Below are 12,005 nucleotides of genomic sequence, written 5' to 3'. Positions count from 1 at the left end.
CCGCCTACGGCTTCCGGCCCGGCCCACGCCGGTCCGCGGTGGCCGCGCCGGAAACCGTGGGCGGTGCGGGCGCGGCGCCCGCGGCGAGGGCCGCGCGCCACCCGCCGAGGTGCGTCACGTCCGCGGCACCCGGCGCGGCGCCGGGCTGGCCGACGAAGCCGACGAGCTCGCGGCCGTCGTCGGTCCGCACCCGGCCGAGGCCGAGCGGCGCCGGGATCGACAGCAGGAGCCGGCCGAGGGCGTCGGGCGTGAGCAGGTACTCCTCGCCCGCCAGGGACCCGCCGGTCCCGGGGGCGACGGCGTGCACCAGCGGCTTGGCCGGGGCCGTGGCCAGCGCGAGCATCCGGTAGTCCGGCGCCGTGCGGACCGGGCCGACCCAGCGGGCGCCGAGCGCCAGCAGGTCCGGGTGCAGCGGCTCGCCGCGGAGGTGCGCGCCGAACACGACGACCGGCACGCCGGTCGTGGGCAGGGGAGCGGGTGCCGGGGCGTCGGCGGCGGGCAGGTCGCGCCACCCGGCGTCGTCGGCCCGGCCGTCCCGCTCCAGCAGCGCGGCGAGGTCGAGCGCCACCTGGTCGTCGAAGGCGCGGGTGAGCACCGTGACCCCGGCCTCGCCGGCGCCGGTGGGGCCGAGCGGCATCGCGACCCCGGCCATGTCGAACAGGTTGACGAAGTTGGTGAACAGCCCGAGCCGCGCGTTGGTGGTGAGCGGCGCGGCGGCGACCTCGGCGAGCGTCGGGTGCTCCGGGGCGGTGGGCACCAGCAGGGCGTCGCAGCCGTCGAGGGAGGCCAGCGCGGCGGAGCGCAGCGCGGCGACCTCGTCCCGGGCGGCCTGGTACTCGGCCGCGGTGACCCGGCCGGCGTCGGCGGCGATGCGGGCGACCGACGGGTCGGCGCCCTCGGGGTGCTCGGCCAGGAACGCGCCGAACGCCGCGTACCGCTCGGCGACGAGCCCGCCGCCGTACAGCAGCCGGGCCGCGGCGAGGAACGGCGTCAGGTCGACGACGCGCGTGGTCGCGCCCGCCTCGACCAGCCGGGCGACCGCCGCGTCGAACCGCGCCCGGACGCCCGGGGCGACCTCGGCCAGGTCGGCGTCCCGCGGCACCGCGACGACGGGCGCCGTCGGGGCGGCGAGCCGCACGTCCGCGGGCCAGGTGCGCGACGACGGGTCGAGGGCGCTCGGGGCGGCCATCACCGTCATCGCCCGCCGCGCCAGGTCGAGGTCGCGGGCGAGGACGGTCACGCAGTCGTACGAGGCGCACGCCGGCACGACGCCGTCCTTCGGCACCAGCCCGAGGGTGGGCTTGATGCCCACGACGCGGTTGAACGCGGCGGGGACGCGCCCGGAGCCGGCGGTGTCGGTCCCCAGGGCCAGGTCGGCGATCCCGAGCGCGACGGCGACGGCCGAGCCGGAGGACGAGCCGCCCGACACCCGGTCCGGCGCCACCGCGCTCGCCACCGCCCCGTACGGGCTGCGGCTGCCGGTGAGCCCGGTCGCGAACTGGTCGAGGTTGGTCTTGCCGAGCACGACGGCGCCCGCGGCGCGCAGCAGGTCGACCACGGTGGCCGACCGGTCGGCGACCACCTGGTGCGCGGGGTGCGCGGCGGTCGTCGGCAGGCCCGCGACGTCGATGTTGTCCTTGACGGCGAGCACCAGGCCCGCCAGGGGCAGGTCCTCGCCGGCGGCGACCCGGGCGTCGACGGCGCGCGCCTCGGCCTCGACGTCGGCGCGGTCGCGGACCAGCGTCCACACGTCGGGGCGGGCGGCCGCCTCCAGGGCGGCGAAGGCGCGGTCGACGCGGTCGAGGGCGGTGCCGCCGGTGGTCGTGGGGGTGGCGGTCGTGGCGGTCATCGCTGCTCCTCGCGGGCCATCAGTCGGGTCATCTCCAGCGCGGCGGCGGCGCGCTCCATCACGACCTCCCGCGAGGCGCCGACGTGGGCGCGCAGCGCCTCCAGCGCCTGGGGCAGCCGGTCGCGCACCACGAGCTCGGCGATGCCGATGTGCTCGTCGATGGTCGCGGCCATCCGGTCCTCGGTGAGGTAGTCGTACATCCGCACCGACCGGATCCGGCGGTTCGTCTGGGCGAGCGCCTGCGTCAGCGCCGGGTTGCCGGACGCGTCGAGCAGCGTGAAGTGGAACCGCTCGTCCTGGCTGACGAACCCCGCGTCCGGCGCGGGGCGGTCGTCGCGGAAGCCGTACCAGTGCGCGAGCTCGCCCTCGAGCCGGGCGCGGTCGTGGTGCACCGTCGGGTCCTCGAGCGCCCGGGTCAGGCCGCGCAGCTCCAGGGTGATCCGCAGCTCGTAGAGGTCGGTCAGCTCGCGGAAGCTCGGCACGTACAGGTGCAGGCCGCTCTCGCGCTTGACCACGATCCCGTCGGCCAGCAGGCGGGCCAGCGCCTCGCGCACCGGGGTCCGGGACACGCCGTGCCGCTCGGCCAGCCGCTCCTCGGTCAGCCGCTCGTACGGGGAGACCCGGCCGCTCATCAGCTCGTCGCGGATGGTCAGGTAGACGCGCTCGCGGCGCGAGGTGGCGGAGCCCTCGGGGCCGCTCGGTGCCGCCGGCGACCCGGGGACGACGTCTGTACTCATGTCTGTATACAGAACCGGGTACATGTTTCCGCACGTGGCGGCGGATGTTGCGGGCGCGTGACGTTTCGCGCGGGGACCGACAGCTGCTCACCGCGCCCGCGCGCGAGGGAGGGGGCCTGGCGGGTCGAGTGGAAGGTCTGGCCGGACACGCCCACGGCGTGTCCGGCCAGACCTTCCACTTCGAGGAGCGGGGCCCGGTGAGCCGGTCGTCGTGCGGGGCGGTGCGGGCTGCGGGACGCTGCGGGCATGACGGTGCCGGGAGCGGGCGCGGACGGACGCGGGGGTGCGTCGACCGACGACGGCGACGTCGTGGACCCGCCCCCGCCGACCCGGGCGCCGCCGACCCGGGAGGAGCGGCGGGCGGCCGCCGCGGCCGCCGGCTGGCGGCCGGTCCGCGCCGGTGACCTCCCTGGCGTCGCCTGGACGCTCGCGGCGGACGGCGTGCCCGTGCGTGCGCGGGGCGTCCTCCGCGGGGCACTGACGGCATGGTGCTGGCCGGCGCGGCTGCTCACGATCGGCCGCAACCGGTACCACCGCGACGACCGGCGGACCACGGTGTCGTTGAGCCGCACCGTGTCGCCCGGCGTCGCCATCGCGATCGGCGCCGCGGTCTGGCTGCTGTTCCGGCCGGTGGTCCGCGGCGTGCCCCCGACGGCCGTGTTCGTGGTCGCGGGCGTCTTCTACGGCTACCTGCTGACCCTCGGCGTGCTCCAGTGGCTCCGCAATCGCGCGGAGCGCACCGCGGAGGAGCGTCGCGGGCTGTTCCGCGTCGCACCGCAGATCCGCACCACCTGGTGGCTCGGCCGGGTCGCCGTGCGGGACCCGGGAGCCGACCGTGCCGCCGCCCTCGCGGGCGCCGTCACGTTGTGCCGGCTGGTGGTCGCGCCCGGGGAGACGGTGGGAGCCGTGGCGGCGTCGGACCGGCAGCAGGCGGAGCTGGAGGCCGCGGGCTTCCGGGAGCCGCGGGGCAGCAAGGGCATGGTGATCCTGGACGGAGGTGGGTGACCAGCCGGCGACGCGCCGCGACACGCCGGTGCTGGTGCGACACGCCGGGTGCCCGACGCGCCGCCGTCCGGGCGACCTGCGTCACCCCCGCGGGGTGCGGGGGGGAGTTGTCCACATGTGGCCCGGCCTGTGGTCGACCTGGGGATATCTGTGGACGAACGCGTGGATGTGCAGGGCCTCCGCGCTCGTCCTGTGTGTCAGTGGTCGCCCGTAGCCTGTGGATGGAACTGGACATCGACGATCGTGCACAGGCTGTGGAAACGACACGTGTGTAACACCAGCCCTTGTGGTCTCTTGCCGGGCGCACCACTAGGTGTAGTGTCGTGACTCGCCGCTGGAGGAGGGCCTGGGGACGTCGGGAAGACGCCCGGGGGCCCGGCCGCAGCGGCCGAGAGCAGCATCACCAGCAGCATGCGGGGCGGGCGCGGGGGCGCACGTACCAGCCAGGCCTTTCACACCGGGGAGACAGCGATGACCATCACCGTCTACAGCAAGCCGTCCTGCGTCCAGTGCAACGCGACCTACCGCGCCATGGACAAGGCCGGCCTGCAGTACGAGGTCGTGGACATCACGGAGGACGCCGACGCGCGTGACTACGTCATGTCCCTCGGCCACCTGCAGGCGCCGGTCGTCGTGGCCGACGGCAACCACTGGTCGGGCTACCGCCCGGACCAGATCAAGGCGCTCGCCGACCGCGCTGCGGTCTCCGTCGCCTGACGCGGCCGTGCGCCGCCCGGTGACCCGGGCGGCGCGGCCGCACGGGTCCACGATCCACCCGGGGCGAGGAGGGGTGGGGCGTTGAGCTCCCTGGTCTACTTCTCCTCCGTCTCGGAGAACACCCGCCGGTTCGTCGACAAGCTGGACATCGACGCCACGCGGATCCCGCTCCGTCCGTCGGAGCCGTTCCTGCACGTGCAGGACCCCTATGTGCTGGTGGTCCCCACGTACGGCGGCGGCAACGAGGGCGGTGCGGTCCCGCGGCAGGTCGTCAAGTTCCTGAACGACGTGACCAACCGCTCCCTGATCCGCGGCGTCATCGCGGCGGGGAACACCAACTTCGGCGCGCACTACTGCATGGCCGGAGACATCATCGCGGCGAAGTGCCAGGTCCCGTACCTGTACGCCTTCGAGCTCATGGGAACGACCGAGGACGTGCGACGCGTCCGAGAGGGATGGGGACGATTTTGGCAGCGACACTCACCGACGCCGGCATGACCGACGCGACCGAGGTCATCACCATCACGCCCGAGATGGACTACCACTCGCTCAACGCGATGCTGAACCTCTACGGCGCCAACGGGGAGATCCAGTTCGACAAGGACCGGGAGGCGGCGCGGCAGTACTTCCTGCAGCACGTCAACCAGAACACGGTCTTCTTCCACGACATCGAGGAGAAGCTCGACTACCTGGTCGAGAACAAGTACTACGAGGCCGAGGTCCTCGCGCAGTACACCCCGGAGTTCATCAAGGCGCTGTTCAAGCACGCGTACTCGAAGAAGTTCCGGTTCCAGACCTTCCTCGGCGCGTTCAAGTACTACACCTCGTACACGCTGAAGACGTTCGACGGCAAGCGGTACCTGGAGCGCTTCGAGGACCGCGTCACCATGGTGGCGCTCGCGCTCGCCGAGGGTGACGAGACCTTCGCGACGCAGCTCGTCGACGAGATCGTGTCCGGCCGCTTCCAGCCGGCGACCCCGACGTTCCTCAACCTCGGCAAGGCGCAGCGCGGCGAGCCCGTGTCCTGCTTCCTGCTGCGCATCGAGGACAACATGGAGTCGATCGCGCGCGGCATCAACTCCGCCCTGCAGCTGTCCAAGCGCGGCGGCGGCGTGGCCCTGCTGCTGTCGAACATCCGCGAGCACGGCGCGCCCATCAAGCACATCGAGAACCAGTCGTCCGGCGTCATCCCCGTGATGAAGCTGCTCGAGGACTCCTTCTCCTACGCGAACCAGCTGGGTGCCCGCCAGGGCGCCGGTGCCGTGTACCTGCACGCGCACCACCCGGACATCATGCGGTTCCTCGACACCAAGCGGGAGAACGCGGACGAGAAGATCCGCATCAAGACCCTGTCGCTGGGCGTCGTCATCCCGGACATCACGTTCGAGCTCGCGAAGAACAACGAGGAGATGTACCTGTTCTCCCCGTACGACGTCGAGCGCGTCTACGGCAAGCCGTTCGCGGACGTGAACGTCTCCGAGAACTACCGCGCGATGGTCGACGACGGGCGCATCCGCAAGCAGAAGATCAAGGCCCGCGACTTCTTCCAGACGCTGGCCGAGCTGCAGTTCGAGTCGGGCTACCCCTACATCCTGTTCGAGGACACGGCCAACAAGGCCAACCCGATCAAGGGCAAGATCACGCACTCGAACCTGTGCTCGGAGATCCTGCAGGTCTCGACGCCCTCGACCTTCAACGAGGACCTGTCGTACGACCACGTCGGCCGCGACATCTCCTGCAACCTCGGCTCGATGAACATCGCGCTCGCGATGGACTCGCCGGACTTCGGCCGCTCGGTCGAGACCGCGATCCGCGCGCTCACCGCGGTGTCCGACCAGACCGACATCGAGTCGGTGCCGTCCGTGAAGCGGGCGAACCGCGGCGGCCACGCCATCGGCCTCGGGCAGATGAACCTGCACGGGTACCTGGCACGCGAGCGGATCTTCTACGGGTCCGCCGAGGGCCTGGACTTCACGAACATCTACTTCTACACGGTGGCGTACCACGCCATCCGCGCCTCGAACCTGCTCGCCAAGGAGCGGGGCCAGGCGTTCGCCGGCTTCGAGGACTCGACCTACGCGTCCGGCGAGTACTTCCGGAAGTACATCGAGGGCACGTGGGTCCCGAAGACCGCCCGCGTCGCGGAGCTGTTCGCCACCTCCGGCGTGCACATCCCGACGCAGGACGACTGGCGGGAGCTGGCGGAGTCGGTGCGCGAGCACGGCATCTACAACCAGAACCTCCAGGCGGTCCCGCCGACCGGCTCGATCTCGTACATCAACAACTCGACGTCGTCGATCCACCCGATCGCGTCGAAGATCGAGATCCGCAAGGAGGGCAAGCTCGGCCGCGTGTACTACCCGGCGCCGTTCATGACGAACGACAACCTGGAGTACTACGACGACGCGTACGAGATCGGCTACGAGAAGATCATCGACACGTACGCCGAGGCCACGCAGCACGTGGACCAGGGCCTGTCGCTGACGCTGTTCTTCAAGGACACCGCCACCACGCGCGACATCAACAAGGCGCAGATCTACGCCTGGCGCAAGGGCATCAAGACGATCTACTACATCCGCCTGCGGCAGATGGCGCTCGAGGGCACCGAGGTCGAGGGCTGCGTCTCCTGCATGCTCTGACGCGACGTGCGCCGGCCGGGCCTGACGCCCGACCGGCGCGCTCGCGCGAGGGTGCACCATTGGGGGCAGACCCAGGCGGGGAGCCCCGCACGAGCCGCGGTCGGCGCGGCACCGGACACGACATGGAGCAGTGATGGCCGAGAAGCTGAAGTTGGTCGACCGGGTCCAGGCGATCAACTGGAACCGCGTCGAGGACGAGAAGGACGTCGAGGTCTGGGACCGGCTCGTCGGCAACTTCTGGCTCCCCGAGAAGGTGCCGGTGTCGAACGACATCCAGTCCTGGGCGACCCTGACGGACGTCGAGAAGCAGATGACGACCCGCGTCTTCACGGGCCTGACCCTGCTCGACACCATCCAGGGCACCGTCGGCGCCGTGTCGCTCATCCCGGACGCGCTGACCCCCCACGAGGAGGCGGTGTACACCAACATCGCGTTCATGGAGTCGGTGCACGCGAAGTCGTACTCGTCGATCTTCTCGACGCTGATCTCGACGCGCGAGATCGACGAGGCCTTCCGCTGGTCGGAGGAGAACCCGAACCTGCAGCGCAAGGCCGAGATCGTCCTCGACTACTACCGGGGCGACGAGCCGCTCAAGCGCAAGGTCGCCTCGACCATGCTCGAGTCGTTCCTGTTCTACTCCGGCTTCTACGCGCCGATGTACTGGTCCTCGCGGGCCAAGCTCACCAACACGGCCGACCTGATCCGCCTCATCATCCGCGACGAGGCCGTGCACGGGTACTACATCGGCTACAAGTTCCAGAAGGGCCTGGAGCGGCTCACCGAGCCCGAGCGCCAGGAGCTGAAGGACTACACCTTCGAGCTGCTCTTCGAGCTGTACGACAACGAGGTGGAGTACACCCAGGACCTGTACGACCCCCTGGGCCTCACCGAGGACGTCAAGGCGTTCCTGCGGTACAACGCGAACAAGGCCCTGATGAACCTGGGCTACGAGGCGCTGTTCCCGAAGGACGAGACGAACGTCAACCCGGCGATCCTGTCGGCCCTGTCCCCGAACGCCGACGAGAACCACGACTTCTTCTCCGGCTCGGGCTCCTCGTACGTCATCGGCAAGGCCGTCAACACCGAGGACGAGGACTGGGACTTCTGAGACTGCTCGGAGGATCAGCCGCCCGGAGCGACTGACCAGAGGCCCGGCACCGCAGGATCCTGCGGTGCCGGGCCTTTCCGTTCCCCGAGGGCAACTCGCTCAGGGTGTTACTGGTGCATGACGGTCTCGATCTTGTAGGCGGGTTCGAGCGCGACGGCCGTGCGAAGTCGCTTCGACGTCTCTGCCGCGTCGGGCGCGGCGGTGCGGTCGGGCAGCGGCTCGCCCCAGAGACCGAAGTACTCCTCCAGCCCGGGAGGGGTGACCATGCACAGCATGCGGACGTCGTTCTCGGACGCGTTGACGAAACGGTGCGGGGCGCGGGCGGGGATGTTGACCGTGTCCCCGGCGTGGGCGACGAGATGCTCGTCGCGGAACGTGAACTCGACCTCTCCGGACAGGACGTGGAACATCTCCTCGAAGTCGTGACGATGGAGCGGGGGACCGCCTCCCGGCGGGACGTGCATGTCGATCAGCCCGTAGCGGCCGTCGGTGTCTGCGCCCGTCAGCAGGATCGTGTAGGTATCGCCGACGACGCCGAAGTGCGGCAGCCCGTCCTCTGTCTCGGCGTGGCGGACCGTGATGTACCGGGTGGTGTCGTCAGGTGCGACAGAAGGTGTCGATCGGCGGCGGAACCGGATCACGGGCATCAGGCGCCCCGCCTTGGCCTGGTAGGCGGCGAACGCCGGTGCTACCTCGACGAAGCGGTCGAAGGCGGTCTGTCGTTCGGTGCCGACGAGCTCGGAAGCGCGCACAGGGATCGTCCTGACCTCGCCGTCGACGACGGCCTCGATCTCGACGTCGGGCTCCGCCCGGAGGTTGACCGCCCATGCGGGATCGTGCGGCGCGCCCATCTTCGATGCCACCACGAGCCAGTCGTCGCCGTCGCGCAGTGACATGGCGGGGTTGACGTAGGCGTTGCCGGTGCGTGCTCCGCGGTGGTGCACCAGGACGAGGCTCTCGCCCCACCCTCCGACGCGTCCGTTCTGTGCGTGGAACTGGTCGATGACGCGCTCGTTGAAGCTGGTCACTGTCATGCTCCTTTCTCCCTCGGTGCCGATTGCCTCAGGCCGCGGCGGGCGAGTGCGCGAGGGTCGGATAGTCGGTGTAGCCGCGGTGATCGCCGCCGTACGCCTTGGACATGTCGGGCAGGGCGAGCTCCGCGCCGGTGGCCAGGCGGTCGACGAGGTCGGGGTTGGCGATGAACAGGCGCCCGAAGGAGATGAGATCGGCTGCCCCCTGATCGACCAGGGCCAGCCGCCCGGGGTGGTCCTGGGGTTCCGGGGTCGCGGGGTTGAGCATCAGCACCCCGGGCCAGAGGCCTCGCAACACCGGCGTCAGCCCAGGGTCGCCCGCCTCGACGAGGTGGAGGTAGGCCAGGTCGAACCGGCCCAGCTCACGCACCAGGGTGGTGTAGGTCTCGACGTGGCCGGCCTCGACCGTGTCGCCGAGTCCGTTGGCCGGGGAGAGCCGTAGCCCCGTGCGGTCGGCGCCGATGGCGTCGACCACCGCCGCGACGACGTCGAGCGTGAGACGTGTCCGGTTCTGCGGGCTGCCGCCCCACCTGTCGGTGCGGCGGTTCGCATTGGTCGACAGGAACTGGTGGAGCAGGTAGCCGTTGGCGCCGTGGATCTCGACGCCGTCGAAGCCGGCGTCGATCGCGTGCCGGGCGGCGGTGGCGAAGTCCTGGATGGTGGAGGCGATCTCGTCCTCCGTCAGCGCACGGGGGACGACGTTCCGCTGCGGGCCGGTAGGCGTGAACACCTGACCGCCCGCCTGCACCGCGGAGGGTCCAACGGGTGTCAGCGGTCCGTGGCCGGCGGCCTCGGTGGTGCTCGGGTGACCGATCCTGCCCGTGTGCATCAGCTGGGCCACGATCGAGCCACCGGCGTCGTGGACGGCGTCCGTGACCCGGCGCCAGGCGGCGACCTGCTCGGCGGAGTGCAGCCCCGGCGTGTCGGGGTAGCCCTGGCCGATCGGGCTGGGCTGGATGCCCTCGGTGACGATGAGCCCGGCGCCGGCGCGCTGCGCGTAGTAGACGGCCATGTCGTCGGTCGCGCGGGTCCCGAAGGCCCGGCTGCGGGTCATCGGCGACATCACGATGCGGTTGCGCAGCCGCAGGCGGCCGGCAGTGGTGGGCTGGAAGGCGGTGCTGGGCTGGACGTCCATGGTCGTGCTCCTCGTGACGTTGACGAACAGAACACTTAGCCGAACAACGAACCTGCCGGGTTATTCCTTGTCCGGCTAACTACGTGCTGGGTGCCTCCGTCGACGAGGACGTACCCTTCCGGCGTGGACGATCCGAACGGCCTCGGTGCTCACCCGCTGAGCTACGCCATCTTCCGGCTGGCCCGCCTGCACAAGGCGCTCGCCGGTCGCCTGCTCCGGGACGCCGGGTTGCGCCCCGGGCAGGAACTCGTCCTGATGACGCTCTGGCAGAACGGGCCCCAACGCCAGGTCGACCTGGTCCGCACGCTCGACTCCGACGCCCCGACGATGGCCCGAAGCATCGCGAGACTCGCCAACATCGGGCTGGTGCGACGAGAGCCATCTCCCACCGATCGCCGCGTCGTGATCGTCCACCCCACCGAAGCCGCCCTGGACCTCCGGCAGAAGGTCACGGAGGCGTGGGACGAGCTCGAACGGGCTACGGTCGGGGAGCTCACCCCGACTCGCGTCCAGGAGATGCTCGACGCTCTCAGTGACCTGGAGGCGAACCTCGCCGCGGTCGATCCTGCGGGCGGGTGAGCTCGCCATGGCGTCGTCGAGCTCCGTGTCGACCGGGTCGAGGGCGCCGCGCTGCGGGACCACTCGCCGACGCTCCGTCCGCCGAGACCTTCTTCGGCCTCCCACCCGAGAGCTTCCCGACCATCTGGGTCGACCTCGGCCCGTCGTCGCCACACCGGATGCCGCAGGGAAGCCTGTGTCTCTCTTCTTCCCCGACGACCCGCCGCACAAGAGAGGGATCGCTCGCCGTGACGGCCTGGAGACCCTGCTCGTTCTCGTGCAGGACCACTTGTCCGCCGAGGACGTGTGGCGCCTCTCCGGCGGGCTGACCGGTGGGAAGTGGAATGCTGGAGGGGGCGCTCCACGGCTCCCCCGAGGGGCGTGAGCTCGGGTGAGCATCGTGCTCTGCCCAGGTGCGGACGCGCCCGACCGTCGCCGCATCTGAGACGGGGCATCACCGCACAGCGCGAGCCATCGGGCGCATCTCGACCTCGGCGTCCGAACGACCGCGGGTGCATCTGCGACCTCGGCAGATCGCGCACCTGCGCCGTCGCGCGGGGCGCCCGGCCTCGGCATGCCTCGCCCGGCGTCGCCCGACGGGCAGTCCGACTGCCTCGCCGCACGGCACGCTGATCGGGGGGTGGGTCAGGTCGAAACCTCAGGTGTTCACGAGCATCTCGGTCGCGGCGTTCACGTCCTTGCCGGCGGGCGCCGGCCAAGGCCTGACCGCACCCACGGCGGCGGTGCGTCGTCACCACCACTCGAGAGACCGCGCGACCCCACGAGGTCCTCCGAGCCACCCGCTCCAGCAGCGGGTGCATTCGACTCCGGTTCCGGCGTGGCGTCGGTCTTCGGAGAGTTCTGTCAGGCGGTGTGGCCCGTCGGGCCCCCGTGCTCGGCGGTGCCTTGCGCGGCTGGACCCGGCGCCGTCATCCGTCCGCGCGCGTGCCGTCGACGAGCACCGTCACCTGGTCGTCGTCGACCACGACGAACCCGCCGGTGATGTGCACCTCGACCTCGGGCCCGTCCGCCGGCAGGACCCGCACGGCGCCCGCGGCGAGCAGGGCGGCCACCGGCTCGTGGCGCGCGAGGATGCCGAGCGAGCCCGCCACGGACGGCACCGTGACGCGCACCGCCGGTCCCGTCAGCAGCACCCGGTCCGGGGCGACCACGGTGACGGTCATGGCACGGGGGGCGGTCGGGCCCGACGCGGGGTCGGGCTGGGG

11 protein-coding genes are annotated in these 12,005 nt (G+C 71.3%); 6 read left to right on the top strand and 5 right to left on the bottom strand.

Annotated elements, in window-relative coordinates; genetic code table 11:
• Positions 1-4: 4 nt before the first annotated feature.
• Positions 5-1,849: an allophanate hydrolase gene (gene atzF, locus MHY85_RS17715; protein WP_239198869.1), complete on the bottom strand. Its 1,845-nt coding sequence runs from the start codon at positions 1,847-1,849 to the stop codon at positions 5-7.
• Positions 1,846-2,586: a GntR family transcriptional regulator gene (locus tag MHY85_RS17710; protein ID WP_154730046.1), complete on the bottom strand. Its 741-nt coding sequence runs from the start codon at positions 2,584-2,586 to the stop codon at positions 1,846-1,848. Before MHY85_RS17710 ends, atzF begins: the two co-directional genes overlap by 4 nt.
• Before the next feature lie 246 nt (positions 2,587-2,832).
• Here MHY85_RS17710 and MHY85_RS17705 point away from each other — a divergent pair, with 246 nt between their 5' ends.
• The 5 genes from MHY85_RS17705 (at position 2,833) to nrdF (ending at position 8,055) form a co-directional block, all read left to right on the top strand.
• Positions 2,833-3,591 (top strand): hypothetical protein, encoded by a 759-nt coding sequence (locus tag MHY85_RS17705; protein WP_239198866.1) that lies wholly within the window; start codon positions 2,833-2,835, stop codon positions 3,589-3,591.
• A 471-nt stretch (positions 3,592-4,062) separates the two neighbouring features.
• Positions 4,063-4,308, top strand: coding sequence for a glutaredoxin-like protein NrdH (gene nrdH, locus MHY85_RS17700; RefSeq protein WP_147795259.1), 246 nt, complete (start codon positions 4,063-4,065; stop codon positions 4,306-4,308).
• An 81-nt stretch (positions 4,309-4,389) separates the two neighbouring features.
• Positions 4,390-4,806: a class Ib ribonucleoside-diphosphate reductase assembly flavoprotein NrdI gene (gene nrdI, locus MHY85_RS17695; RefSeq protein WP_239198863.1), complete on the top strand. Its 417-nt coding sequence runs from the start codon at positions 4,390-4,392 to the stop codon at positions 4,804-4,806.
• Positions 4,776-6,947 (top strand): class 1b ribonucleoside-diphosphate reductase subunit alpha, encoded by a 2,172-nt coding sequence (gene nrdE, locus MHY85_RS17690; RefSeq protein WP_374233985.1) that lies wholly within the window; start codon positions 4,776-4,778, stop codon positions 6,945-6,947. The genes nrdI and nrdE overlap by 31 nt, the downstream gene beginning before the upstream one ends.
• Before the next feature lie 133 nt (positions 6,948-7,080).
• Positions 7,081-8,055 (top strand): class 1b ribonucleoside-diphosphate reductase subunit beta, encoded by a 975-nt coding sequence (gene nrdF, locus MHY85_RS17685; RefSeq protein ID WP_239198857.1) that lies wholly within the window; start codon positions 7,081-7,083, stop codon positions 8,053-8,055.
• A 107-nt stretch (positions 8,056-8,162) separates the two neighbouring features.
• Here nrdF and MHY85_RS21660 read toward each other — a convergent pair whose 3' ends face one another.
• Both MHY85_RS21660 and MHY85_RS17670 read right to left on the bottom strand, forming a co-directional pair.
• Complete coding sequence (locus MHY85_RS21660; RefSeq protein WP_308191426.1) at positions 8,163-9,083, bottom strand: nitroreductase/quinone reductase family protein; 921 nt, start codon at positions 9,081-9,083, stop codon at positions 8,163-8,165.
• 34 nt (positions 9,084-9,117) lie between these two features.
• Complete coding sequence (locus MHY85_RS17670; protein ID WP_239198854.1) at positions 9,118-10,221, bottom strand: alkene reductase; 1,104 nt, start codon at positions 10,219-10,221, stop codon at positions 9,118-9,120.
• A 123-nt stretch (positions 10,222-10,344) separates the two neighbouring features.
• Between MHY85_RS17670 and MHY85_RS17665 the strand changes: the two genes are divergently transcribed.
• Positions 10,345-10,800, top strand: a complete 456-nt coding sequence (locus tag MHY85_RS17665) for a MarR family winged helix-turn-helix transcriptional regulator (protein WP_239198851.1) — start codon at positions 10,345-10,347, stop codon at positions 10,798-10,800.
• A gap of 908 nt (positions 10,801-11,708) precedes the next feature.
• On the opposite strand, the gene MHY85_RS17660 is transcribed toward MHY85_RS17665, so the two are convergent.
• Positions 11,709-12,005 (bottom strand): hypothetical protein (locus MHY85_RS17660; RefSeq protein ID WP_239198848.1); only part of this gene is annotated, 297 nt, incomplete at its 5' end.

Origin of the sequence: Cellulomonas sp. ACRRI (assembly GCF_022346185.1) — a bacterium.
In the GTDB taxonomy this organism is placed as follows: Bacteria; Actinomycetota; Actinomycetes; order Actinomycetales; family Cellulomonadaceae; genus Cellulomonas.
This window is presented reverse-complemented; position numbering and strand designations above follow the sequence as displayed.